This window comes from Streptomyces sp. NPDC037242 (assembly GCF_055604165.1).
This window is the reverse complement of record NZ_JBVJUY010000019.1, coordinates 42591-67830: the sequence shown is the minus strand read 5'-3', so window position 1 is coordinate 67830 and position 25240 is coordinate 42591. Positions and strand designations below refer to the sequence as shown.

At 70.0% G+C, this 25240-nt stretch carries 17 protein-coding genes and 2 pseudogenes; 11 read left to right on the top strand and 8 right to left on the bottom strand.

The annotated features are described in order from the left end of the window. Nucleotides 1–81 precede the first annotated feature (81 nt). Nucleotides 82–453: a winged helix-turn-helix transcriptional regulator gene (locus ACZ7GJ_RS22730; RefSeq protein WP_470754162.1), complete on the top strand. Its 372-nt coding sequence runs from the start codon at nucleotides 82–84 to the stop codon at nucleotides 451–453. 118 nt (nucleotides 454–571) lie between these two features. Next, nucleotides 572–1420, top strand: a complete 849-nt coding sequence (locus tag ACZ7GJ_RS22725) for an NAD(P)H-binding protein (RefSeq protein WP_470754160.1) — start codon at nucleotides 572–574, stop codon at nucleotides 1418–1420. Nucleotides 1421–1462: 42 nt separating this feature from the next. On the opposite strand, the gene ACZ7GJ_RS22720 is transcribed toward ACZ7GJ_RS22725, so the two are convergent. Beyond that, a complete protein-coding gene (locus ACZ7GJ_RS22720) occupies nucleotides 1463–1804 on the bottom strand; it encodes a DUF5713 family protein (protein WP_470754159.1) in 342 nt (113 codons plus the stop codon). A gap of 132 nt (nucleotides 1805–1936) precedes the next feature. On the opposite strand from ACZ7GJ_RS22720, the pseudogene ACZ7GJ_RS22715 reads away from it, so the two are divergent. Next, nucleotides 1937–2226: pseudogene (locus ACZ7GJ_RS22715) on the top strand (transposase); the annotation flags it as partial. Nucleotides 2227–2367: 141 nt separating this feature from the next. On the opposite strand, the gene ACZ7GJ_RS22710 reads toward ACZ7GJ_RS22715, so the two are convergent. From ACZ7GJ_RS22710 to ACZ7GJ_RS22690, 5 genes are all read right to left on the bottom strand, one after another. Next, on the bottom strand, nucleotides 2368–2775 hold the full coding sequence (locus ACZ7GJ_RS22710; RefSeq protein WP_470754158.1) for a peptidoglycan-binding domain-containing protein: 408 nt from the start codon (nucleotides 2773–2775) through the stop codon (nucleotides 2368–2370). 132 nt (nucleotides 2776–2907) lie between these two features. Continuing rightward, nucleotides 2908–3261, bottom strand: a complete 354-nt coding sequence (locus ACZ7GJ_RS22705; protein ID WP_470754156.1) for an RHS repeat-associated core domain-containing protein — start codon at nucleotides 3259–3261, stop codon at nucleotides 2908–2910. Between the two features lie 191 nt (nucleotides 3262–3452). Continuing rightward, entirely contained in the window at nucleotides 3453–5312 is a 1860-nt protein-coding gene (locus tag ACZ7GJ_RS22700) for a hypothetical protein (protein WP_470754154.1), read from the bottom strand. Between the two features lie 130 nt (nucleotides 5313–5442). Then, nucleotides 5443–5667, bottom strand: coding sequence for a hypothetical protein (locus ACZ7GJ_RS22695; protein WP_470754152.1), 225 nt, complete (start codon nucleotides 5665–5667; stop codon nucleotides 5443–5445). Nucleotides 5668–5921: 254 nt separating this feature from the next. Then, nucleotides 5922–7877 (bottom strand): trypsin-like serine protease, encoded by a 1956-nt coding sequence (locus ACZ7GJ_RS22690; RefSeq protein WP_470754150.1) that lies wholly within the window; start codon nucleotides 7875–7877, stop codon nucleotides 5922–5924. A 586-nt stretch (nucleotides 7878–8463) separates the two neighbouring features. Between ACZ7GJ_RS22690 and ACZ7GJ_RS22685 the strand changes: the two genes are divergently transcribed. From ACZ7GJ_RS22685 to ACZ7GJ_RS22660, 6 genes are all read left to right on the top strand, one after another. Then, nucleotides 8464–12441 (top strand): polymorphic toxin-type HINT domain-containing protein, encoded by a 3978-nt coding sequence (locus ACZ7GJ_RS22685; RefSeq protein ID WP_470754149.1) that lies wholly within the window; start codon nucleotides 8464–8466, stop codon nucleotides 12439–12441. After that, on the top strand, nucleotides 12438–12833 hold the full coding sequence (locus ACZ7GJ_RS22680; RefSeq protein WP_470754147.1) for a hypothetical protein: 396 nt from the start codon (nucleotides 12438–12440) through the stop codon (nucleotides 12831–12833). Before ACZ7GJ_RS22685 ends, ACZ7GJ_RS22680 begins: the two co-directional genes overlap by 4 nt. An 897-nt stretch (nucleotides 12834–13730) precedes the next feature. Then, nucleotides 13731–14243, top strand: a complete 513-nt coding sequence (locus ACZ7GJ_RS22675; RefSeq protein ID WP_470754146.1) for a cupin domain-containing protein — start codon at nucleotides 13731–13733, stop codon at nucleotides 14241–14243. Nucleotides 14244–14408: 165 nt separating this feature from the next. Next, complete coding sequence (locus ACZ7GJ_RS22670; RefSeq protein ID WP_470754145.1) at nucleotides 14409–14879, top strand: hypothetical protein; 471 nt, start codon at nucleotides 14409–14411, stop codon at nucleotides 14877–14879. Between the two features lie 298 nt (nucleotides 14880–15177). Then, nucleotides 15178–15696, top strand: a complete 519-nt coding sequence (locus ACZ7GJ_RS22665; RefSeq protein ID WP_470754143.1) for a hypothetical protein — start codon at nucleotides 15178–15180, stop codon at nucleotides 15694–15696. A 178-nt stretch (nucleotides 15697–15874) separates the two neighbouring features. Next, entirely contained in the window at nucleotides 15875–16264 is a 390-nt protein-coding gene (locus tag ACZ7GJ_RS22660; protein WP_470754306.1) for a RidA family protein, read from the top strand. Nucleotides 16265–16321: 57 nt separating this feature from the next. On the opposite strand, the gene ACZ7GJ_RS22655 is transcribed toward ACZ7GJ_RS22660, so the two are convergent. Beyond that, nucleotides 16322–18136: an endonuclease/exonuclease/phosphatase family protein gene (locus ACZ7GJ_RS22655; RefSeq protein ID WP_470754142.1), complete on the bottom strand. Its 1815-nt coding sequence runs from the start codon at nucleotides 18134–18136 to the stop codon at nucleotides 16322–16324. Between the two features lie 109 nt (nucleotides 18137–18245). On the opposite strand from ACZ7GJ_RS22655, the pseudogene ACZ7GJ_RS22650 reads away from it, so the two are divergent. Next, nucleotides 18246–18401: pseudogene (locus ACZ7GJ_RS22650) on the top strand (mycothiol transferase); the annotation flags it as partial. Nucleotides 18402–18631: 230 nt separating this feature from the next. Here the strand turns inward: ACZ7GJ_RS22650 and ACZ7GJ_RS22645 are convergent. Further along, entirely contained in the window at nucleotides 18632–20701 is a 2070-nt protein-coding gene (locus ACZ7GJ_RS22645) for a trypsin-like serine protease (RefSeq protein ID WP_470754141.1), read from the bottom strand. Between the two features lie 453 nt (nucleotides 20702–21154). On the opposite strand from ACZ7GJ_RS22645, the gene ACZ7GJ_RS22640 reads away from it, so the two are divergent. Continuing rightward, nucleotides 21155–25225 carry a polymorphic toxin-type HINT domain-containing protein gene (locus ACZ7GJ_RS22640; protein ID WP_470754139.1) on the top strand — a complete coding sequence of 1357 codons (4071 nt, stop codon included), beginning with the start codon at nucleotides 21155–21157 and terminating at the stop codon, nucleotides 25223–25225. Nucleotides 25226–25240: the final 15 nt, after the last annotated feature.

Here is a 25240-nt window from a genome sequence, read left to right as displayed (position 1 = left end):
CCTCCATGCTCGGAGAGCACATCTACTCTCGGAAGTACCCACTATTTTCTGCGGTACTTACCTTTTAGTAAGGGGACAGTGATGGCCAAGACGCCGAGGTGCGGGCCTTACGTCTGCGGCATCGACGCCGCGCTCGACGTCGTGAGCGGCAAGTGGAAGGGACTGATCCTCTGGGAACTCGACACCTATCGCGTACGCCGCTTCGCCGAGCTTCGTCGTGGCCTGCCGGGAGTGAGCGAGAAGATGCTGACGCAGCACCTGCGGGAGATGGAGGAGGACGGCCTCGTCCACCGGGAGGTCTATGCCCAGGTGCCGCCGAAGGTGGAGTACTCCCTGACCGAGCACGGACACACGCTCAACCAAGCGCTCGGGCCGCTCGGCGCCTGGGGGATGGAGCGGATCCGTCGCGAAAGGTCCGAAGCGATCGACGTAGCCGAGCCCTCTGAGGGCTGAGGGCTGAGGGCTGACGGCTGAGGGGCGCCGCGCTGCATCACCCCCGGCCGGTGCTTGACCTGAACCTTGGTTGATGTACGAGAGTCGTGTCATCGAACAGAGAGACGAGGAGATTCCGATGACACAGCCCAGGATCCTGGTGACCGGCGCGACCGGAAAGGTCGGCGGCGCGGTGGTGAACCAACTGCACGCGGCGGGTGTGCCCGTGCGGGCGCTGGTGAGAGGGGAGGCGGACTTCCCGGAGGGTGTGCAGGCGGTACGCGGCGATCTCGGTGATCCCGCGTCGCTGGACGCGGCTCTGGAGGGCGTCGATTCGGTCTTCCTGGTGTGGCCGTTCCTGAGCGCCGAGGGCGCGTCGGACGTGATCGACGTGATCGGGAAGCACGCCCGACGGGTGGTGTACCTGTCATCGGCCGGGGTGGGGGGCGAGGAGAAGCCGGGTGAGGCGATCACCATGTTCCACACCGAGCTGGAGCGGCTGATCGAGGCGTCGGGCCTGGAGTGGACGGCGCTGCGGCCCACCGGGTTCGCGAGCAACACTCTGGGCTGGGCGGAGGAGATCCGCACTACCGGTGCGGTACGGGCGCCACTGGCGAGGCTGGCCCGCCCGCTGATCCACGAGGCGGACATGGCCGCGGTCGCCGTTGAGGCGCTGAGGACCGACGCCCTGCTCGGCGCCCGCCCCCTGATCACCGGCCGCGAACTGATCACCCAGGAACGGCAGGTGGCACTGATCGGTGAGGCCATCGGGCGGCCGGTGCGGTTCGAGGAAATCGGACTGGACGAGGCCGTCGAGCAGATGAAGGCCGCAGGCTACCCGGCAGAGCTGGTGGAGGCCGTGTTGCCGGCCCAGGCGGAGATGCTCGACAATCCTGAGCCGGTCAACGACGAGGTGGAGCGCATCACTGGTACCCCGGCCCGGTCCTTCCGGGAGTGGGCGGTGGACCACGCTGCGGACTTCCGCTGAGAGGAATGCGGCTTCGACCCGAGGCGGCCTTCCCGTCCTCGTTCACCAGTCCCGGCCGGAAGTCAGATCCTCCGCATCCGCGTCCATGAACCCGTATGCCTGCGCGACAAAGTAGAACTCGTCACAGATCCCCTCACGCGCAACCGTCTCGATCTCGCTTCCGGCCGCCACGAACTCCCTCTCCAGCAGGTTGAACTCCTCCGTCGCAGCCTGCGTGAGCGCATACAAGGCCTCCAGGTCCGACGGCTGCTCGGCCTCAACGCGTTCGCACAGCCGCAGCAGGATCGCCTTTCCCTGATCGACCACGTGATCAGGGAAGTACGAGTCGTCGTACATCTGCCGCAGGAAGGCGTGTCTCACTGCTTGCTGGTTTGTGATCGGCACAATGCTTCCCTACTCCGCGAAAGGCTGACGTGCCGATCATGCACAGCACCACTGACAACGATGCCCCCATCGATGCCAGACAGTAGGCGGCCAGGACTTTTGCAACACCCTTGGTGGCTACGGCGTCCGTCGCTCAAGGATGCACGCAAGAGCTTCTCCTGGAAGGGTCACTGCGACCTGCTGGCGCGGGCGCGCATTCAGCTCGGCGGCCCGATCGTGGTGGTCTGGGACCATCTCAACACCCATCTGGTCGCGGGGCTGAAACGGAACGAGGCCGAGCATCACTGGCTCGCCACCGTTCGGCTCCCGCCATGCGCGCCTGATCCGAACCTCCGTCGAGGCCGTCTGGTCGCTGATAGGACCTCGACCGCACACTCCGCCGAGAGTTACGCCGCATCCTTCTCCGGTCCCACCTGATCAACCCGCCGCGAAGGGCGCCGGCGCTCGGACAGCGTGGTGGTTTCGATGTAGCGCTGCGGCCGCCCCTCGGTCCCGTTGGGGAAACGCCCCGGACCGGTCATGCTCCGGGGCGTTCCCACGGCGGCCGCCGCGCTGGCTACTGGCTAGGGGACGCGGACGCACGTACTGCCGCTCACCGGCTTGTGCTTGATGGCCTTCCTGGTGTTGGGCCCGTACTCGCCATCTGCGGGAGTGCCGGCCTTCTGCTGGGCGCGGACCAGCGCGGCTCGGGTCGCGGATCCGAAGTCCCGGTCCACCACCAGGTTTTCGCCGTAACACATGTTGAGGGTCTCCTGCAGAGTGCCCACCGCGACACTGTTGACGCCCTTGATCATGTTGCAGTTGACGTTGACGCTGGTCGTCCCGTAGTTGGGCACCCAGGCCCCGTAGTACGAGGCGCTCCAGTTGCACGTCGGGGTGGCTGCTGTAGCCGAGGTTGCCGAGGCGAGCGTGATCAGGCTGCCGCTCAGCGCTATGAGCGTCGCGAGCAGTGCATTCACAGGCTTGCGCACAGGGAACTCCTTGTCGGGAATGTGGAAGGACTGCCGTCATCGGTCGGAATCCGAGCGGTCGACCGGCCCTGGCGATCGCCGGAGCGCGCCGAACTCTCCTCTACCCAAGGCGAGTTGTCTATACCTGATACGTCAGCGGTCACGCCCGCCCAGCGGTTCTTGGCCAAGACGCCGTGAGCAGGCGTACAGGCCGGTCGGGTCGCTGAGCGTGACCGGACTGTTGCTCGCGTACGCGTAGCCGTTCAGCTGCTGCGGGTCAGTGAGGTCCATGGCCGGGTCGACCGAGACGAACCGGCTGTTCGCCGCGTCGTACTCGCGTACGACGTCGTCTCTCCCGGTGACGGCGACGGCGACGGCATCCCCGACCTGGTGGGCCGATACGGCGGCACCCAGTTCGCCATCGGCACGCGTCGCCGAGTACGCACCGTCCGGCTGGGACGCGGCGAGCGTCCTGCGCATCGCCTCCGGCGGCAACGGCCAGGGCAAGGCCGTAGACCAAGAGGGCGGCTACCGCCAGTTCGCCCCCACGGCCGGCCAGGAGTCCCCCGACATCTGGGCCACCCTCCCGGGTGGCACCAGCACCACCGGCATCCTGCGTTTCTACCCCCGCACCCCGCAGGGCCGCACCGCCTCCCTCGGCTTTGCAGAAGGCCCGGCCGCCCTTGGAAGTCCGGCGGTCATGTCGTGCCGTACCGGACGAGCATCTGCTCGGCGATCCGGGTCAGGCCGTGGTCGAGCCGGCGGAAGTACGTGGCCCGGCTCAGGTGCAGGCGGTGCGCCACGCCCACGTGGTCGGACCGGCGGCGCACGTAGTAGGCGTCCAGGATCCGGCCCGCCTGGGCGGTGCGCGGATCGTCCGAGGCGATCAGGTCACCGATCGCGTCGACCAACACCCGGCGCAACTCCTTCGGGGTCGAGGCCGCCGCCGAGGCCAACAGGGCGCTCCGGGCCAGTCGAACGGGATCGTGGAGGAGTCCCAGCGCCTTGCGGACCTCCGCCACGCACCACCGCAGGTTCGGCGGGAGGGACCCGGCCAGGCCGCTGGCGGCGATCCGGCCCAGCCAGGCGCTCAGGCCGTCCGGTGTCGGAAACGCCAGTTCGTGGATCTCCGCGGACGGTCCGCCGTCGGACATCTCGTGCCGTGCCGTGCCGACGAAACCGAAGCCGAGCCTGCGTACCAGTTGCTGGTAGTCGGGCGACGGCGTGGCCACCACCATCCGCCGCTTGCCGATGCCGTCCGCCAGGATCCGGCGCAACAGCGCTGCGTGCGCCTCCGGGTGTCCGTCCTCGCACGCCGCCATCCCGATGAAGGCCCCGCCGGCCTTGTCGGCCAGCCAGTCGGTGTGTTGGCGGGTCACCGGCTCGATCACGGCCACCGACCGGTCGGTGAGCATCGGGGTGTAGCTCATGCCGATGGGTCGGTCGTCCGGGTCGCACACCACGCGGAATCCGTCGGGGGTGTGCCGGAGCCAACCGTCGAGCAGCCGTCCGGTACGGGCGGTGCTGTGGCCGCCGCGACGCGCCCACTGGCCGGCCAGGGCGAGGATCCGCTCGTGATCGGCGGGCCGGGCCTGCCGTACGGTCGGCATGCTCGGCGCGGGCGGGAACAGCGTCCGACGCACGACCGGGTCGTCCGTCAGATACAGCGAGTGCTCTGCGAGGGCCTGCCGGCGGGTTTCGTCGGCGGTCGTGTCCAGCAGGCGGAGGTTGCGGGATGCGGCCTGGGTGATCGCGGCGCGGTGTGCGACCGGGCGACGCCAGCGGTACCGCAGGTCGAGGAGGGACCGGTACGGCTCGACCACCGCCGGACCGCACTCGGTGGCCGTGATCAGCGCGAGGTCGGTGAGCGCGGCGAACCAGTCCGGGCCGTCCGGTGGCTCCACCAGGCCGGCCAGCAGTTCCTCGTCTCCCCGCCCGACGGCGGCCAGTACTTCCAGTACGTCCGACAGGTGCCGGTCCAGGGGGACATCGGCCAGGATCTCGCGCAGCGCCCGGTCGGCTACGGCCCCCGGCACCTCCGGCGGTGTCGGCGCGAGCAGCGCCCGGCTCAGCCCAGCCGCGATCAGTGGCAGCCCACCGGCCAACGCCACCACGAGGTCGAGTCCGGCCGTCACGCCGAGGGCCACCGCCAGTTCGCGGACCTGCTCGTCCGTCCACCGCGGGACGAGCACGGTGGAAGTGTCGGGTATCGGGTGCCTGCTCGCCAGCACCACGCTCACGTCCGCCCCGGCCAGGAGGAGTTGCTCCCGAAGCATTCCCCTGAAGCCGGGCACGTCGGCGTCGTCGATGTACACGACGGGGCGCGGGCTGCTGCCGGAAGCCTCGCGCATGGCGGCACTCAGGTCGTTTCGGTGGGCGCTGATGACGGGCCGTCCGGCGGCGAGTTCGGTGAGGATGGTGCTCTTCCCGGACCCCAGGGGGCCGACGACGTCGACGACCGCGACCCCGCCCGCCCCCGCGAGCAGCTCCGTCACCCGGTCCCGGACGTCCTCCTGCCCTGCGTTCGGTAACGCGGACTCGGATGATGCTCGTTCCATGCCAGGACCCCCGCCCATCGGCCACCGTTGCGCACGGGACGATGCTAGGGGTCGGGCAGCGCTGAAGAGGGAATTCCGATCGCTCCGGGAGAGCCTGAGATCTCCCGGAGCGACTCGTCAACCGAGGATGTCACTCACCGCAGACGATGACGTGCACCACCCTGCCGTCGGAGTAGATGATGTACCCGCCGTAGTGGCAGTCGGAGGCCGCAGCCGCCGCCTGAGCGGTGGCTGCGTCGGCCACCAGCTGGACCTTTCCCTGCGTGTCGGCCGACGCGGGCGCCGCCGAAGCCGGAACGGCCGCGAGCAGCATCGCACCCAGGCCGAGCGCTCCCCCGAGCAGGCCGGTACGCATCCGTCGCATCATGTTGATTCCCCTCACTATCCCTGACACCCGTTTGGGTGGACCTCTGCCCCCTGACGTCAGAGGCGGACACCAATGACGTTACGGGCGGGAGGAACGGCCGGAGTCTCACGAAAGTCTCAACCGGTCGAGAGTTCCTCATCAACGCGGAGAGGGCCTGCCGGTTTCCCCCTGGCTGATCGCCGGGGGAAAACAACAGGCCCCGTGTCTCCGGCCCGGATCAAGCGGATGCGGGCGGTCCGGAGCTAGCTGATGGACTTGATCGCGCCCCAGCCGCCGCTGCCGACCTGGATGCTCGGGCCGTCGATGGGACCGTGGATGTCGGCGCCGCCCTTGTAGAACTTCAGGGTGCCGTCGCCGGCGGTGGCCCACATGTCGGCGACGCCGTCGCGGTTGGCGTCCGAGGCGCCGGCGATGAGGGGCCGGTTGGCGACGGTGTAGCCGCGGCCGAACTCGGTGCGGTCACCGAAGGATCCGTTGGGCTGGCCGAGGTAGACGTACAGGATGCCGTCACGGGTGTCACGGGCGAGCAGGTCGGGGCGACCGTCCTTGTTGGCGTCGCCCGGAGCGCTGAGGGTCATGACGTTCCAGCCGGAGGTGCCGACCTGGATCGGGGTGCCGTGCTTCGGCGTGGTGCCGACGACACCCGGGTAGATCCAGAGCTTGTCGTCGTAGCCGACGACGAGATCGGGCTGCCCGTCACGGGTGGAGTCGCCGATGCCGACGACACGGGCGGAGGTGGGCACGGTGCCGATCTTGACGGGGGCGCCGAGGGTGCCGTCACCGCGGTTGGGGTAGACACGCAGCTCACCGCCGACGACGGCGACGATGTCCTCCATGCCGTCACCGGTCCAGTCACCGCGGTGGGTGACCTGTGCGCCGCCCCAGCCGCCGGTGCCGATCAGCACCATCGACCCGAGGCCTCCGGCGCCGTTGCCGGGGTAGAGGCGCAGCTTGCCCTCGTCGTCAACGGCGACCATGTCGGGCAGGTTGTCGCCGGTCATGTCGCCGGCGACCGGATTGGCGTTGCTGGTGATCCAGGTGCGTACGTCGTCCACGCGGGTGGAGACGCCATCGGTGCGGGTCTCGGTGGCGGGGGTGCCGAGGCAGCCGCCCTGCCAGGACCTGCTCGTGACGGCGACGAGTTCCTGAGTCTGGCCGACCGCGCGCAGTACGGGGCCGCCGGCGTCGCCCTGGCAGATCAGGCCTTCGCCGGACGGGGTCAGCGAGACGTTCGCGGAGCTGTCGCCGGTGGCGTTGAAGGCGCCGGCGTGCAGGGTGTTGGGGACCCAGGTGGTCTTCGTCCGGCCGTAGCCGGCTGCCGTGACGGCCTGGGCGGCCGTGACGGGTGCCGAGGCCAGCGCGACGGGCTTGACGCCGGCGATGCCGGTGTTCAGCTTCACGAGGACGAGGTCGCGGTCGGGGTGCGGGACGAGCTGCACGGCCGTGCGCACGCCACCGGTCGCGGTCTGCGCCAGGTCGGGGCGCCCGACGGTGACGGTGGTGGCGACTGCGGGCTTGCCGGCCGCGGGCTTCCCGTTGGCGGCGAAGCAGGTGGCCGCGGTCAGGACCCAGCGCTGGGAGACGAGCGTTCCGGTGCAGGAGCCCTGGTCGCCCATGTCGATCTTGGCGGCGAAGGGGAGCTGGGCCGGGGGATCGATGGGAGCAGGTGCTTCCCCGCCGGTGCCGTTGACGCGGAGCTCGACGAGGACCGAGGGAGCACCGGAGTCGCCGGCCTCGCCGAACGGCTTGTAGTCGTTGGCGGGCGCATTGACGACGGTTTCCTGGCCATCTGCGGTGATCTTGGCCTGGACCGGATAGGCCTCGGTCCAGATGCCGAAGGCGTCGGGGAGTTCGAGGGTGAGCCAGCCCTTGTTGCCGATGACGTCGAAGCAGAAGTTCTTCTGCGCGATGCGGGACTTGACCTCGATGTCGGGGGTTCCGGCCGCGCAGTCGACGAAGACGATGTGGCCGTCGCCGCGCTTGAGCGTGATCTTCTGCTCGGCGAGGATCCGGGCCGCATCCGGGTAGGAGAGGTCCTCGGCAGTGACGGGCATCTCGGTCGCGGATGCGGTCGCCGAGGCGGCCGCGGGGGACTGGGGGCCCGCGTACGCGACGCCGATGCTCGCGCTTCCGGCGAGGGCCGCCGTCGTTCCGACGAGACTGGTGAAAAGTGCCTTGCGGGCACGCGATATCGCCACGGACTTCCTTGGGTGCAGGAGGACGGGGGCACTGTGACGCCCCGTGAGTTCACGCAAGTAGATCACATGTGCGATCCCCCGGATATTCGCAAACTCCCTGCGGAATGGGGGCGATTGGGCTTGTTGGACCGACGCAAACCGGGTGAATCCCGCTGATTCATCGCCACTGGAGTGTCGATGTTCCGCAAGTGTGAGAACCGAAACATGCGAACCTCGCGCATCGACTCGGGGTGATGTGCTGAGGGAAACGCCAAACCCTCTCCATCGGGACATCGCGTCCGGAAATCGGACAGCGCGCGTACGGGGCTTCGAGCCCCGCGTCGACCGGCTGTAGGTAGCACGTAAGATCGATTTCGCTTCACCATGCTGGTGCGTGGCCAAGGGGGAGGACTGCCCCGCCTGGGGGTATTGCCGACCGCACGCGTGTGACATCCGCTGCGGCACGGGCGAACTGTGACCGGAACGCCCTTCCCCCGTGCCCGCGCACGAGCAGAACAACATCGAGCGAGGGGAACGTCGCATGCGACGGCGCATACATACATCCGGAGCCACAGGCTCCGCCGCATCGCCCGGGGCGGTGAAAAGGGTGCTCGGCCGCTTCTGCGGAGTCGCCCTGCCCGTGGCCCTGACGGCGAGCCTTCTGGGGGCGTCACCTGCCCAGGCCGCCGACTGGGACGGCACGGATGAGCCTTCCTCCGACCGCTCCTACGTCGTGCAGGCTTGGAGGCACGGCGGCGCCGGAATCCGGGAGGCGGCGCAGAAGGCTCTGCTGGGGTCCGACGACGACGTCAAGGCGTTCCTCGCCGAGATGCCCGCGATCCAGTACGACGACGACTACATCGACGCCAGCCGGATCTTCCGCACGGGCGGACCGGCGGTCCGTGAAGCCGGGAAGGCAGCTCTCAAGGGCACCCCCGAGGAGCTCCAGGAGTTCATGCGCAACGGCTGGCAGAAGCCGTTGGCCCAGGACCGCGAGGTCGAGGCGTCGCAGGTCATCAACTTCGGCGGTCCGGGGGTCAAGGAGGCCGGCAAGACCGCGCTCAAGGCCGGTCCCGAGGCCGTTGCGAAGTTCCTGGAGACGGGCCAGTACGAGGCACGTGAGACCGACAACGCCGTCGAGGTCTCGAAGCTGGTCAACTCCGGCGGCCCGAACCTGAAGCTCGCGGGCAAGAACGCCCTGCGGGGTTCGGCGGACGACATCGCGGAGTTCCTGGAGGTGGGGCAGTTCGTCGCCCGCAACCGGGACCAGGAGCACGCGACGATCGCCCAGCTGACCGAGCAGGCCAGGCAGGCCGGTATCCAGACGGAAGCGGCGACGAAGAAGGCGGAGGCGGCCGCCGCCAAGGCCGTGACCGCCGCCGACAACGCCCGGCTCGCCGCGCTGAAGGCGGCCAAGGAGACGGAGGCGGCCGGCAAGGACGCCGACCGGGCCGCCTACAAGGCGAAGCAGGCCGCACAGTCGGCGCGTGAGGCCGCGGCCGCGGCGCAGCAGGCGATCGGTTCGGCGAACGCGGCGAACCGCGCGGCCCGCACGGCCGCGCTGGCCGCCGCGCAGACCGCGAATGCCGCTTCTCTGGCCGCGACCGCGGCGAACAACGCCTACAACTCCGCGATTGCGGCGGCCGGTGACGCGAGCAAGGCGGAGGCGGCCAACCGCGCCGCCAAGGACGCGCGTGACGCCGCGCTGCTGACGAAGGCGTCGGCCGACGCCGCGCAGAAGGCGGGCGAGGCTTCGCTGGCCGCCGGTATCGCCGCGGATGGCGCGCGCAGCGCGGGCGACCACGCGAACGCCGCCGCGTCGTCCGCGGAGGAAGCCAACCGGCACGCCGAGGCGGCCGGTGTGTACTCCGCCGAAGCCCGCAACGCGGCCGCTGAGGCCCGCCGCCACGCGAACGCCGCGAACCGTGCGGCGAACAACGCCGGCGCGCTCGCCCGCCGTGCTGCCCAGCAGGCCTTCGACGCCCGCGACGCGGCACGTTCCGCCGCGGACCACGCGGAGAAGGCGGCCGCTGCCGCCGAGCTCGCCGCGAAGTACGCGGGGGACGCGGCGAAGTACGCCGCGGATGCCCGTACCTGGGCGGAAGCCGCGCGCGTGGCCGCCGAGGCCGCGACGAAGGCGGTGAACACCGCCAAGAAGGTCCACCAGGTCGCTCTCGACGTCGAGACGGAGGAGCTGACCGCGCGCGCCGAGGCGGCTCTGGAGCGGGCCCGCTCGGAGAAGGAGCAGACCCAGCGTCTGGTCTCGGCCTCCGCCGAGGTCGCCCGCGACGCCCGCGCCCTGGACAACACGGGCCAGGCACTGGCCGCAGATGCGGCCAAGCCGGACGTGGATGTCGCCGGCACCGCCGCCAAGGGCCGCAAGTTCGCTCTGGACGCCTTCAACCTCCGCGGTCCCTGGAACCAGGAAGCCGCGTCGCGTGCCCTGGGCGGCACGGACGCCGAGGTCCTGGAATACCTGCGCACCGGGTGGAAGAAGTCCGGTCTGGAGGAGATCCGCGACCGTGTCGTCCAGCTGAGCGTGAGCAGCCCGTACGCGTCCATCCGCGCGGGTGCCGCCACGGCGCTGAAGGGCACTCCCGAGCAGATCGCGGACTTCCACAACACCGGCCAGTACGCGGTGGGCGCGGACGACCTCGCGGTCGCCGTCTCCAAGGTGAACAACGACGGCGGCGACAGCGTCAAGAAGGACGCCAAGGCCGCCCTGGCGGACGGCTCCGGAAAGGCTCTGGCCACGTTCCTGGAGGTCGGCCAGTACGGTGCCCGGCTGAGCGATGAAGAAGTCATCGCCTCCACCCTGGCCAACAAGAAGGACGCGGAGGACGGCAGCGAGACCAATGCCGAGCTGAGGGCCGCCGCGAAGGCTGCCCTGGCGGGAACGCCGGCGAGGCTGCACGAGTTCGTCGTCTCGGGCCAGTACATGGCGGCCCGCAAGGACGACCTGACCGATCACCACCGCTTCCAGATCAGGCGGATGCTCTCCGAGGGCGAGATCATCTCGGCCAACGCCCAGGCCGCCCGCTGGCGTGCCGCCGAGGCGGCGGCACGCGCCAACCAGGCCGAGACCGACGCCAAGAAGTGGGCGGCCGAGGCCGACAAGTCCGTCGCCCTCGCCAAGACCTACGCGGCAGACGCCCAGAAGTCCGCCAACGCGGCCACCAAGAGCGCCGACCAGGCCAAGGCATCGGCCGTCACCGCCCGCAACGCGGCGAACAACGCCAACCGGTCCGCCGACGCCGCCGAGGCCTCCGCCGCACAGGCAGCGTTCTCCGCGAACTACGCCCGCGAATCGGCCCGCGAGGCGGACATCTCCGCTGCCCGCGCCAAGGAGTCGGCCATCCAGGCCGGCAAGAGCAAGGACGAGGCCGCGGCCGCCGCCACCCAGGCGTGGGCCGACGTCAAGGTGAAGCGCGAGGCGGAGCTCGCCGAGGCACAGCGCAAGGCCGAGGAGGTGCGCAAGCAGCAGGCAGAGGCCGAGAAGAACAAGAAGAAGCCCTGCATCATCCCGTACAACCGGGACCACCTGCCGCCGTGCGCGATGAACCAGGACGATTTCGAGATCGTCATCGGCAAGCCCGACGCGGAACTCGCCAAGCTCCTCGGCAAGGCCGCGTGGGAGCTGTCCGGCGCCGCCGACATCGAGAAGTGCATCAAGGAGCCGTCCCTCGGCGGCTGCGTCATGGCCGCGGCCGGCGTCCTGCCGATCGGCAAGATCAAGATCGCCGGAAAGATCTACGACGGCATCGAGAGCGTCGCCAAGGGCACGAAGTACGCCAAGCTCCCGCCGTGCCTGACGCCGAAGAACAGCTTCCCGGCCGGCACTCCCGTCCTGATGGGCGACCGGAGCACCCGTCCGATCGAGCAGGTCAAGACGGGCGACGAGGTTCTCGCCACCGACCCGTACACGGGTGTCACCGGCTCGCGCCGGGTCGACGCGACGATCTACACGCCGGACGACCGCGAGTTCACCGACATCACCCTCGCCCAGAACAGCGGCGGCGCTTCGCTCACCGCGACCGGCCACCACCCGTTCTGGTCCGAGAGCGCCCAGACGTGGAAGGTGGCGGCCGACCTCACCCCGCAGGACACCCTGCGTACCCCCGAGGGCAGCACGGCGGAGATCGGCAACGTCCGCCACTGGACCGGACTCGCACCCGCCTACAACCTCACGGTCAACGACCTCCACACGTACTACGTCCTGGCCGGCACGACTCCGGTCCTCGTGCACAACACGAGCTGCGGCCCGGAACTCAACATCATTGAGGACCAGTTCGGAAAGAAGTGGGGCAAGCACTCCAAGGACTACGGAGCGCACCCCGGCGACCAGGCCGCTCGTCAGGCCTACCGTGACAAGATTGCGGATGTCCGCGCCAACCACGAGGACGTGCGGCAGGGCCCCTACAACCCCGACGGTGGCGGCTCCGACGACTACTTCTTCTACCGCAAGGGACAGGACCTGGTGATCACCAAGGCCAACGGCGAGTTCGTCTCGCTCTTCCCGATGGACAAGGGTCTGAACAGGTGGTACTCGAATGCCACTCCGATGACCTGCAGCTGCAAGAAGTGAGCGACCGGCAGACCCTCGCCCTCCAGGGCGAGACCCTCACAGCCGCCTTCGCCCTGAGGTACCTGCCCGAGGGCGATGACTGGAGTGCGGAGGGGATCGAACTGATCCTCGCGTCCGGCGGCTCCGTGATCCTGTGGAACGGGACCGACTGGACCCTGCGGATCTCGGACGGCGGATGGCCCGCACTGCCCGACTGGGCCTGGCCGCCGGAGGCCTGGGCGTTCGAGCCCATGGACGGCCTCGGCGAGCCCGGCCTCGACGAAATCCTCACGGCCTCGCCGGTCCACAACGAAGTCGGCGAGCTGTACGGCGCCGTGCTCGACTTCTCCGACGGGACCCTCACGGTCGGCTCGGGGGACTCCATGAGCTGGGAACTGGTCCGCAAGGACTGATCGCCCCGAACACAGGAAACGCCCTGCCCGCGCACAGCGCGGGCAGGGCGTTCCGCGTCCCCGCCCACCGGGGCTTCGACAGCGGGCGCTGGTGGTGCTGCACCCTCGTCACGAGGTACGCCCTCGGTGGCGCTCTGCCCCCCGGGACGATGCACTTCGAGGCAGCCGCAGCCGTGTTCGAGCGGGGGTTCGACCTCCTGAGGCGGCCGGCAGGCTACGGGTACCGAGCGGAAGCCGGCGTACGCCTTGCACGCCGACGGGCGGGTGTCCAGGGGACCCGGTGGCTGTCCCTGTCCGCTCAGCGATGCCCAGTCGGTCCGGCTGCAGGCCGAGCCGGAAGGCGGCCCGGCCGCGCATGGCTGGAGCGAGCCCCAGCTGGTCGCCGCAAGTGCCCGCTCACGGGGCGATCCAGCGGGAGGAGCGAGCGGTCGCGCGGTGGCGGTCGGAGCCAGTTGCGGCGGACTCCGGTGATCAAAGTGACGGGGATGGTTCGAGCAGCCGGGTACTGATGGCCGGGATGGTCTGCGTCAGACCCGGTCGCGAGACGCGTCTGATCCGTCGGATGCAGACGATCGGGGCCGAACCGGCGACAAGAAGGTCTTCAGAGCTCGCGAGCTCGCCGCCCCCTTCAGTGGTCCACACCGACAACTCGGTGCGCCCCTCATCGTGGTGCGGGACGGTGCCCGGCGCCCCGACCCTCGATGGCCGACGCAACCGGGCCCCTGTTCTACCGCTCCGGCGGTACGATCGATGCGGACAGGTCGAAGTCGGCCAGGTCACGCTCGGCACCAGTGAGCAGGTGACGGAGTTCGGTGACGGAAAGTTCGAGCCGGAGCCGAGCGCGTAGGGCAGGTCCACGGGGAAGAACGACCGCGGCATTCCGGCGCGCAGAGTGGCATGCCCCCCTGGGTGCAGGGGTTCGCCCCCGTCCCAGGATCGGCGGGCTTCCAGGTGGTCCTTCAGGGTTCCGGCTGGCTTCTGCCCCCGGACGGGAAGGCCGTCCAACTGGGCGCGGGCGACGTGGTGTTCCTGCCCAACGGCAGCGGGCACGCCCTGGCCGACGGCGCACTCGGACCGCCATCCCGAGCTGCGCTCGGCCGGGGGACTTCTGGCTGCCGAGTTGGAAGAGGCCGCGCCTGGGCACGGATGCGATCGTCCCCGGACTCCTGGACGCCCTGCTCCTGTACATCCTGCGCATCTGGTTCGACGGACAACCCGCCCGGGGGAGTGCCACCGGATGGGCGGCCGCACTGGACGCCCCTTCGGTCACCGCCGCCCTCCACTCCATCCACCGAGACCTCCGCAGCACCCTGGACCGTAGCCACACTCGCTGAGCAGGGCAGACTCTCGCGCGCACCGTTCGCCAGACGATTCGCCACGCTGATCGGCCAACCGCCCTCGGCCACCTGACCTGGTGGCGGATGGTCACGGCAGTACGCCTGCTACAGACATCGGACGCACCCGGGTGCGTATTGCCGGAACAGCTGAAGGAGCTATTCTGAACACGTTCATTTCCGAGGTGGGCGTTGAGTTGGGGGCATGATGGGCAACCGTAGGCGCGCAAGATGGTGGGTGTTGGGCCCGGTAGCGGCCCTCGTCATGGTGGTCGGCGGCTGTGCGTACCCCGCACTGCCCACCGTCCGTGATGCCACGACCAGCGAACTCACCGGGGCCTGGACGGGACTCGACGGCGCCAAGGTGACCTTGGAGAGCGATGGGCGGGCCGAGGTGACGAATCTTGGAGGCGAGGACTGGGACTTCGACAAGGGGTGGGGTCTGTCGGGCACCGGGACCTGGAAGCTGATCGAGGGGGTCAGTGGAGAGACGCTGATGGCTGCTCCCGCCGTCCAGATCTCCATCACCGACGTGACGGGGCAAATCCAGCGTCCGCCCAGGGACATGGACAAGTGGACGACCGTGCCGCTCGCGCCGATCGGCAAGTACACCTGGAAGTTCGGCATGGAGCGGACCAAGAAGGGGATCCAGCCCTACTACCTCGCCGGGGACCCGGACTCTCCCACCCTGTACCACCTCCGGCGAACGTGACGGTGGTGGCTTCCACGACGAGGGGTTCTTCGACACCCTGGCCCCCGACGTGGGCGGTCTGCCGGAGTTCGGCGCCACCGTGGAGAACTGGCGCGGGCGCCAGGCGCCCGGGGGCTGTCGGGGCCGCTGGGGCCCGAGGGTCGAGCATGATCCGCTCGGCCGCGCCGGGATGCGCTTCCCGGACGTACCGCGGATGTTCTAACTGGCCCTGGCCTGGCGGACGGCAAGGCTCGCGGTACGCTTTAAGGATCATGCTCCGCTTGTCCCCAGAGACCTGAGAAGAAGGGAAGGCGGGGCGGTGATCGACGAGTTCCTGATCGACGTGGCCATCACCGGTGGCATGCTGGGCGCCGGCGCGGACCTCACTCCGGAGGAGTGGCGGGCCCGTCTGGGCGGTGCGCCGCTGTGGGTGGGGGAGACGGCGCTGGGGCTGCTCCAGGACTACGGGTTGATCGAGGTCCACCACCTGCGCGGTGAGGAGGAGGGTACCTGGCGGCCCTTCGGGTTCGTCATCCGCGTGGACCGTCCGGGACTGACCACCGCTGATGTTCCGCCGCGCATCGCAGATGCCTACGGCCCGCTGTCGGGACCGGCCATGTTCGCGCCGGTGCGAGCCGGCATCGAGTCGGCAGGACACGCGCTCGACCCGTACGTCGAGTACGAGAGTGACGTGGAGGCGGGGATCGTCCGGTTCCGCGTGCCGGAGACCGCTGTCAGGATCACGGTGACCGACCGGACCGACGACGGCGACGGCCGGATCGACCGGGTCAGCATGTTCCTCGATTTCCCCCAGAACTCCGACGGCGTTCGAGCCTGACAGCAGGGGGCCGAGGCGGACATCGAAGCCGTCAACGCGACCCTCGTCCTCCCGCAAGAACTTGCCACCGATGCAAGGCCTGCGCCTCTTCACCACGCGGCTGTCCGGGCCACAGGAGCAGCCCGTCCGGATGATCCGGCATCCGGAACAGGCTCCCGGAGCCCTCCGGGAGGAAGCGATGGACGGCACGAAGACTCCGCCGCCCGGTGCTGCTTGCGCCGGAGCCGCGAACATCAGGAGAAGATGTCCCCTCCCTGATGGATTGCCCACGATCGACGCCTACCGGCAGGTGGCCATCGCATCCGGTTCACAGATGGTCTTCATCGCCGGCCAGGTCGCCCGGGACGCCGACGGCGTTGCGGTCGGCTCATTCGACGACGTCGCCGAGCTGACCGTCTACGCCGTCGGCCGGACCCCCGACAAGATGCCCCGGCTCATGGAGGGGACCGGCCGGGCCGCCGCGCGGCTGGGTGTGATCCCCGCGCCGCCGGCCACCCTGGTGGGTGTCGCGGCCCTGGACGTACCCGAGCACCTTGTCGAGATCGAGGCCGTCGCGACCCTCGACTGATCGGTCCGGGCTACCTCCCGGTGCTGGTTGAGCGTCGCGCCCAGGACCTCCTGTCCGCTAGAACAGGGTTTCGCCGGTCGGGAAGCCCCAGCCGCTCTTGAACCGGTCGGCGAAGGCGATGGTGCCGTTCAGCGCGCCCAGGCCGGCGTGGAAGTAGACGTTGCCGGCGGTGTCGCGGGCCAGGAGGTCGGCCTTGCCGTCACCGTTCACGTCGCCGGGGGCGGAGATGCCGTCGTACGTGTTCCAGCCCCAGCCGATCTTGACGCGCGGCCGCAGCGTGGCGCCGGCAGTCCCCGCGTAGAGGTACAGATCGCCGGCGGGGGTCCGGGCGAGGAGGTCGGGCGTGCCGTCGCCGGTGAGGTCACCGGGCGTCAGGATGGTGTCGTAGTCCTTCCAGGAGACCTCTCCCGTGATGGAGACCGGGCTGCCCACCGTGCCGTCGGGTTGGATCGCCCGGCGCTGGAGCGTTCCGTCGGCGAGCCGGGTCACCAGGTCTCGGGTGCCGTCACCGTCCATGTCGGCGCTCACGGCCAACTGGTCGACCGTGCCGTAGCCGGTTGCGACGGTGCGGGGCCACCGGAAGAACGTTTCGGTCGGGTCCCCGGGGAAGAAGCGGAGGTTCCCCGCGCTGTCGATGGCGTAGAGGTCCTCAGCGCCGTCGCCGTCGACGTCACCCGCTCGCGCGAGCTTGCGCATGCCGCTCCAGTCGGCGTTCCAACCGGCGCCGACCTTGCAGTACGAAGCCTGGAGCAGTTTGTCCGTCCGGCGGCCGCCGAAGTGGCGGTACAGGCTGCCGTCGGCGCCACGGCGCAGCAGGTCGGCCCTGCCGTCGGCGGGGTTGTTGCAGTTCGACCAGGTCGCGGCGGCGCGGTAGGGGTAGTGGTCGGAGAGGGACTCGCGCGGCATCGCGTCGGCGACGACGTTCTTGAAGTGGTCCTTGCTCACGAAGACGTAGTCGTACTTGGACTCGGTGAGGGGGTCGCTGTCCCTGAACACCGTGTTGGCTCCGGAACGACAGTGGCCGGCCGGCGGGTTGAGGGCCTGGCACTCCGGTGTGAAGCGCTGGGCATCGGTCTCGTCCGCCTCCAGGAACTGGCCCGTGCCGCCCGAGTGGCTGTAGAACGGGTCCAGCAGCGAGGTCATGGGGCTCAGGCGCGGATCGCTGTACCATTCCCCGTCCCGCTGCGCCCAGTGCTGGGCGTTGAAGTCACCGCCGAGGACGACCGGTGTGCCCGCGTCGATCCACGGCTTGACGAAGCCGGCGAGGTTCTTGGCCTGTTCGATCCGGATGGTGTCGTTGAACGAGTACAAGTGGACGGAGCAAGCCCGCGTCTCGCGGCCCTGGAGCGAGACCTGGACGCACGAGGACTTCCAGGTCGTCCCGGCCTTCTCGTCGCCGGTGGTCAGGTCGAGAGGGTCGAGGGCCGTCACCGGCCCTTTGGCGAAGACGGCGTTGCCCAGGGGGTGTTCCTTGTTGAAGGCGGGCTCGCTGTTGGACTTGCACAGGTCCCCGGTGGAGGGAACAGGGACGGGGATCATGGTGGTGAAGGTGCCGTCGTACCCCAAGGGCTTGAGGGCCTTGTGGAGCTCGTCGTACTGGGACTGACAGACCTCCTGGAGGAACACGATGTCCGCGTCCCAATCGGTCACGTGCTTCTTGACCAGGTCGACGCGCACCTTCACGGCGTCCCTCTGCGCGGCGGTGCCACAGGGGGTTTCGAGTTCGTCGCTGCCCCCGCATATGTTGTAGCTGAGGAAGCGCAGCGCGGAGGCGGACTTCGGCGAGACGCTGTCGGCGGATGCCGGGGCGACCGGCCCACTCAGCATCGTCGCTGCGAGCAGGGCGACGATGAGCGCACGTAGGCGCATCATGTGACGTTCCTTCTTTCGGATATGTGATGCAGAAGAAACCTGATGGTCGCATGATGAGCCGCGTACGCGATCTTGAGGCCGCGAGCAGTGCATGGCAGGCACACGCTGCATGATCGATGAATTCGCGAAGGGCAACCTGCACGGGAGACTGCGGCGGGACCGCGAGGCGCTGCTCTGGAAACTCGACGGCTTGTCGGAGTACGACGCCCGCCGGCCTTTGACGGCGACCGGGACCAACCTCCTCGGCCTGGTCAAACACCTGGCCAAGGCTTGATTGCTCCCGGGGCCGTCCGGGCGCGGAACTGCCGTCCGCCGGTGGGAGCATCGGTTCGTGACCGACATGCAGTTGCGTACGCCGATCGCCGCGCCCGCCCGCGTCCACCGGGTGGGGGAGCCGTCACCGCCGGTGGCTACGCCATTCCTGATGGCCGGGCTTCACGTGGCGACCCCGGCCGCCGTCGTGCCCGGGGGCAGGTGCGGCGGCCGGGGTGGTTGTCAGAAGGTGCCGGTGATGCTGATGGCGCCCAAGGTGCCACTGGTGCCCTGGAGGTTGACCTGGGCGGTCGGGTTCCAGGTGCGGTCGGCGTGGCGGACCGTGTGCAGGGCCTTGTTGTCGGCGGTCGTGACCGCGAGCTGGAGCTCACCGTTGACGGAGGCCGCGGCGACGGACTTGGCGGTGATGGTGCCGAGGACGTCCTTCAGGTCCCCGAACAGCTCCCAGTTGCCGTCGCCCTTGCGGATCGCGTGGTGCTGGCGGGTGCCGTTGTCGGTGGCGACGACGATGTGCGCGTCGTTGCCGGTGCCGGCCATGGTGACGGCGGTGATGGGCCCGGTGGTGCCGGCCGCTCCCGCGACGTTGCCCCAGATGCTCCACTGACCCGCGGCGTTGCGGATGGTGTGGTACGCCTTGCCGCCGGAGACGGCGACGACCTGGAGCTGGCCGCCCGCGCTGGCGGTGGCCGCGGCGGTCACGGTGCCGATCGGGCCGGCGACGCCGGAGAGGTCGCCGAAGGTGGACCACTGGCCCGCGGAGTTGCGCTTGGTGTGGAAGATCTTGCCGTTGGCGACGGCCACGACGTGGAGGTCGCTGCCGACGGAGACGGCGGACACCTGCGTGAGGCTGCCGAGGGAGTTGGCCACCGAGAAGACGTCCCCGAAGCTGGTCCACGTGCCGTCCGCCTTGCGGATGGTGTGGAACAGGCCGCCGCTGTCGCTGATCGCGAGGACGTGGGTGTCGCCGTCGATGCCCGCGGACGCGGAGGAGCGGATGCCGCCGAGGCTGCTGATCTTGGTCTGGAGGTCGGTGAAACCGGTCCAGGAGCCGTCCGCCAGGCGGATGCCCTGGTAGAGGCTGGTGCCGGACTGGACCAGCGCCTCCGTCTTCCAGCCCGGGGTCAGGGCGCGGGTCTGCTGGACCCAGTCACGGATGTCGTCGACGCGGGTGCCGTAGGCGCCGGCCTTCTCGGCCGCGCTGTCGAGGCAGCTGCCCTGCCAGGAACGGCTGACCAGACCGACCAGTTCCAGCTTTCCGTTCACGGTGCGCAGCGCCGGCGCGCCGGCGTCGCCCTTGCAGACGGTGGCGTCGGCGGGCGTCTTGGCGGCGAGGTCGAAGCCGGTGGCGGCGGTGGTGCCCACGCTGAACGCGGCCTGGTGGCGGTCGACGGGCCCCCAGCTGTCCTTGGTGCGCCCGTAGCCGACGACGGTCAGCTCCTGGGCGGCCGCGGGTGCCGTCGAGGAGACGGGAACGGGAGTGATGTCGGTGGCGGCGCGGGACAGGCGGACCATGACGAGGTCGCGGTCGGCGTGCGGAACCAGTTCGGTGGCGTCGGCGAAGAAGCCGGTTTCGGAGTTGAGCCAGAACTTGCCGACCGAGACGGTGGTCTTGTCCTTCGGCGCCCCGGCCGCCACGGTGTTGTTCGCGGCGGGGTCGTCGGCGAAGCAGCTCTTGGCCGTCAGGACCCAGTTCGGGTCCACGAGCGCGCCGGAGCAGGAACGCTTGCCGTCACCGATGTTCAGCTTCGCGTTGAACTTGAGCTCGTTGTCGTTCAGGGGCTGCCCCGCCATGCGCGGGCCGGATGAGCCGGTGACGCGCATCTCCAGCAGGACGGCCTGCTTGGGATCGGTGGGGTTGGCCTCGCCGAAACCCTTCGACGTGTCCTCCGGGATCTCGAGGTTCTGCGTTGCCCCACTGATGGAGATATCGGCCTTGATGTCCCGCTTGACCGTCTCGATGCGGTAGGCGCGGGGGATGTTGACGGCCAGGTAGCCGGTGTTTCCGGCCTTGAAGCAGATCCTGGAATCGCTGGTCTTCAGGTCCCGCGCCCACACCATGATCTGGTACGGCCCGGAGCAGGAGGTGTGGGTGATGTTGCCGTCACCCGCGATGAGGTCCGCGCCCGTGGCGGCCAGGACGGCGCTGCGGAACGGGTAGGAGCCGTCATCGGCGATGAAGGGGGCCTCGCCGTTGGAGGGTGCCACCGGCTCGGCCGAAGCGAGCGGGGCGGACGTGGCGGCTGCGAGGGCGGCGGCAAGGGTGGCTGCGGGCAGCCATCTGCGGATACGCACGGGTGGTGTCTGGCCTTTCGGGGCAACCCTCAGCGCGTCGGGCGCGAAGGTGGGATGAGCTGAGAAGACCGTGCCGCGTCGGCGCGGACGGTCGGGTTGCCTGGGGGGCCACGGGGAGAGTACCCGGTAAACGGAGGCATCGCATCCGACGGTTGTTTAACTTCCCGTCAGTAGTAACGAAGCGATAAATAGACATTCGAGGTGTGCAACCATCGCCCCGGCGAACTGATCTCACGTTCGAATCAACCAAGAGCTGCGCCGGCCCGACTGACGGTCCGGAGCGGGGCCCGCCGTCCTTTGGCCTGGGGAAGCTGCATCAAAGGAGGCCGGCGGGCCCCGTCCTACGCGCACGCAGGAAGGCAACAACGCCGGCCGGCTCCTCCGTTCCGTGAGGGGTCGGTCCTGCGCCATGCGCCGACGGCACACCGCCACATCACAGAGGGAACCTTCTTCGTGCGTCACAACCCACCACGGCGCAGCGGCGCCTGGGGGCGGGGAACCGTGCTGGCCTCCCAGGCCGCGCGCGGACTCCTTCCGCTCGCCCTGCTCGCCGGGCTCGTATCGGCAGGTCCGGCCTCCGCCGCCGATCCGGCGGCTCCGTCCCCGCGCGCACAAGCGCTCCAGCAGTGGAAGGCCGGCGGTCCCGCGGTCAAGGCCGCCGCCGGGACGGCACTCGCCGGCACCGATGACCAGATCCGCGACTACCTGGCCGCGGGCCAGAAGGTCGCCGAGGAACTGGACCTGCGCGAGGCCGCGCTCAAGCTCGTCACCGATGCCGGACCCGCCGTGCGCGAGGCCGCCAAGCAGGCCATGGACGGCACGTCCACGGAGCTGGCCGCCTTCATGAAGGACGGCTGGAAGGCGCCGCTGGCGCAGGACCAGCAGGTCGAGGCGGCCCGGGTCACCGAGGCCGGCGGCGTCGGCGTCCGCGAAGCCGGCGACGCCGCCATGCGCGGCTCGATCGAGGACATCCGCCAGTTCCTGTCCGACGGGCAGTACCGCCAGCGCGACGAGGACGCCCGGGTACGGGTCTCGCAGCTCGAATCCGGCGGCGGCCCCGCGACCAAGCGCGGCGCCGCTGCCGCGCTCAAGGGCACCATCGAGGACGTGCGCGACTTCCTGACCTACGGCCAGTACATAGCCCGGGCCCAGGACCAGGAACACGCCACCATCACCGATCTGGCGAAGCAGACGGCCGACGCCGGCGCGGCCGCCGAGAAGGCGAAGAACAGCGCGGTCGAGCAGGCCGAGAAGGCCAAGAACGCCGCCCGCCTGGCCAAGGAGGAGAGCGCCAAGGCAGCCCAGGAGACGAAGGCCGCCGAGAACGACGCCGCCAAGGCCAAGGACGCCGCCCGCCGGGCAGCCGAATCCGCCCGCCGCGCCGCGGCTGCCGCACAGTCGGCCATCGCCTCGGCCCGCGCGGCCAACTCGGCCGCACAGACCGCCGCGGTCGCGGCCCACAACGCTTCGACCGCTGCCCTGTACGCGTCCCAGGCCGCTTCCAGGGCGTGGAGCGCGGCCGCCTCGGGCAAGGTCAACGAGCAGGCCGCCTCGGACGCGCTCGCGGCCGCGACGCAGGCGGAGAAGATCGCCGACTCCGCCGATGCGCTCCAGAAGACGCTCGCCGCCGCCACCGCCGCCCTGCAGGCCTCGCTCGATGCCATCGCCGACATGGACTTGGCCGCGGGCAGCGCGACGGAGGCGGACCAGGCCGCGCAGAAGGCCGGCGTCCACGCCGGTGAGGCCGAAGCGGCCGCCGCGTCCGCCCGCCGTCACGCCGCGGAGGCCAAGCGGTCCGCCGCCATCGCGCAGGGCCACGCCCAGGCCGCCGCCACCCAGGCGCGTGAGGCCGCCGCCGCAGCGCGTTCGGCCGCCGCGCACGCCCGCAAGGCGGCCGAAGCCGCTCGTAGGGCCGCGGACTACGCCAACGACGCCCAGAAGGCCGCGAACCAGGCGAAGATCAACGCCGACGAGGCGATGAAGGCGGCGCAAGCGGCCGACGCCGCGGTCAAGAAGGCCCAGGACGTCCAGACGGCCACCCGCGCGACCGAGGCCGAAGAGGTCGCCGCCCGCACCAAGACCCAGGTCAACCTGGCCCGGGACACCAAGGCCAAGTACGACGAGGCCAAGGCCGAGTACGCCCGCCTCGAACAGGAGGCCGTCAAGCTCGACGCCGACTTCGTGACGCTGGCGGCCCAGTCCGCCCAGCCCGGCGCCACTGATGAGCAGACGGCGAGTACGGGTCGCAAGATGGCCCTCATCGCGATGCAGACCCGCGGCCCCTGGAGCCGCACCGCCGCGGAAGCGGCCCTGGCCGGCGCGGACACGGCCGTCGTCGAGTACGTCCGCACCGGCTGGAAGAAGGCCGGCGAGCAGGACGAACGCGAACTGGTCAACCAGCTCGGGCAGAACTCCGCGCACGCGGACGTGCGTACCGCCGCGGCCAATGCCCTCACGGGCGACGGGGCACAGGTCCACGCCTTCCTGACGGCCGGCCAGTACACGGCCGCGGCGCCGGACAACCGCATCGAGGTCGCCAAGGTCGCCGAGGCCGGCGGCACCGGGGTCAAGGAGGCGGCCAAGGCAGCCCTCGACAACCCCGACCCCAAGGCCCTCGCCGCGTTCCTCCTCACCGGGCAGCACCAGGCCCGCATCGAAGACGACCGCGTCAAGGCCGCCACCCTCTCCGAAGGCGGCAGCCCCGAGGTCAAGGCGGCGGCCGACACCGCCCTCGCCAGCCCCGATACGGACCTGCGCACCTTCATCGACTCCGGCCAGTACCGCGCCAAGCGCCGCGACCAGCTCAACGCGGCCCACGTCGCACAGGTCCAGGGCATCATCTCCGACGCCAGCAAGGTGGCGGCCAAGGCCTACCAGGACGCCTTCGAAGCGGCCAAGGCCGCCGCCCTCGCACAGGGCTACTCAGACGAGGCGAACGGCCACGCACAGACGGCCGCGTCCTACGCGAGCAAGGCAGCCGGCTACGCCGACGACGCCAAGAAGTCCGCCGACAGCGCGGCGGCCTCCGCATCAGCGGCGACGGCCTCCGCGGCCAGCGCCCGTGACGCCGAGCTCCGCGCCGAGCGCAGCGCCCAGCAGGCGGGCAACTCCGCCATGGACGCCAGGGCCAGCGCCATGGCGGCGGCGGGCTACGCGGCCAGCGCCTACCAGGCGGCCGACCAGGCCCGCCAGTCGGCGCTGAACGCCGGCGAGAGCGCACAGGAAGCCCGGGCCAAGTTCGAGGCGACCATCGAGCGCTACATGTACGACCAGTACGTCAAGGCGGAGCAGGAACGCCTGCGCGCCGAGGCCGCCAAGAAGCGGCAGGGGCTGATCGACTCCGGCATCACCTTCCTGAAGTTCATCACCCTCGGCCCCGACGCGGCCGGCCTCTCCCTCAACGCCCAGCTCGACCTCCTGCACATCGGGCTCGACATCGTCGGCCTGGTTCCGGGCTGGGGCGAGATCGCGGACGGGGTCAACTGCGGCCTGTACGCGCTGGAGGGCACCGTCGACTACTTCGTGCCGACGGGCAGGGAGGGGATGTGGACGGACGCGGCGCTCTCCTGCCTCTCCGCGATCCCGATCGGCGGCTGGGCCACCGCGCCCGTCAAGTGGACCAAGTGGGCAGAGAAGTACGGCCCCAAGGCCAAGGAGATGTACGACCAGTTCGCGAGCCTGCTGCGGAAGGTCCCCGACTGCCCCCCGGCGGTACGCAACAGCTTCCCGGCCGGCACGCGCGTACTCATGGGGGACGGGTCCACCCGCCCCATCGAGCAGGTCAAGGTCGGTGACTTCGTCAAGGCGACCGACCCCGAGTCCGGGACCACCGGACCGCGCCGCGTCGAAGCCACCATCTACACGCCGGACGACCGCGAGTTCACGGACATCGAGCTCGGGGCGGGGGCGCAGGCCGGGGCGTTGACCTCGACCGACCATCACCCCTACTGGGTGGAGAACCGCAAGCGCTGGGTCGACGCCGCGGACCTCAGGGTCGGCGACGCCCTGCGCACCCCCGTCGGCACCGCGGTGCAGATCGACAAGGTCAGCCACTGGAAGGGCCTCGAACCCGCCTTCAACCTGACCGTCAACGACCTCCACACCTACTACGTGCTGGCCGGCGAGACCCCGGTCCTGGTGCACAACTCCAGCGCGACGGAATGCCCCGTCGTCTTCGCGGACATCGGGAACTTCGACTTCGTCTCGCCCGGTGGCCTCATCTACGGCATCAATCCGAAGAAGCCCAGCGAGCACAAGCTCGACCATGTGCTCGCCCACATGGTGAAGAACCCGGACAAGGCGAACCACAACGTGTGGGCCACGACGCGCCCGAACGTGATGTTCGACCTGATCGACGACGCCTGGAACCTCCGGCACAGGGGTGTCCAGATCGATGACATGACGTGGGTCGTCCCCATGGGCCGGGTAGTCGGCACGGAGGGTGAGCAGTTCGTCCGTATCGTGGCGGATCCCGCCACCAACCGGATCATCACCGCCTATCCGTTCCCAACAGCCGGAAACTGACATCCGCGTCCATAG

Excerpts from the sequence above, each read along its gene's own strand:
- ACZ7GJ_RS22695 (WP_470754152.1), bottom strand. The coding sequence starts at position 5,667 with ATGCGTACCGGCCTGCTCGGGGGAGCGCTCGGCCTGGGTGCGATGCTG.
- ACZ7GJ_RS22700 (WP_470754154.1), bottom strand. The coding sequence starts at position 5,312 with ATGGAACGAGCATCATCCGAGTCCGCGTTACCGAACGCAGGGCAGGAG.
- ACZ7GJ_RS22655 (WP_470754142.1), bottom strand. The coding sequence starts at position 18,136 with ATGATGCGCCTACGTGCGCTCATCGTCGCCCTGCTCGCAGCGACGATG.
- ACZ7GJ_RS22675 (WP_470754146.1), top strand. The coding sequence starts at position 13,731 with ATGCCCCCCTGGGTGCAGGGGTTCGCCCCCGTCCCAGGATCGGCGGGC.
- ACZ7GJ_RS22725 (WP_470754160.1), top strand. The coding sequence starts at position 572 with ATGACACAGCCCAGGATCCTGGTGACCGGCGCGACCGGAAAGGTCGGC.
- ACZ7GJ_RS22660 (WP_470754306.1), top strand. The coding sequence starts at position 15,875 with ATGGACGGCACGAAGACTCCGCCGCCCGGTGCTGCTTGCGCCGGAGCC.
- ACZ7GJ_RS22730 (WP_470754162.1), top strand. The coding sequence starts at position 82 with ATGGCCAAGACGCCGAGGTGCGGGCCTTACGTCTGCGGCATCGACGCC.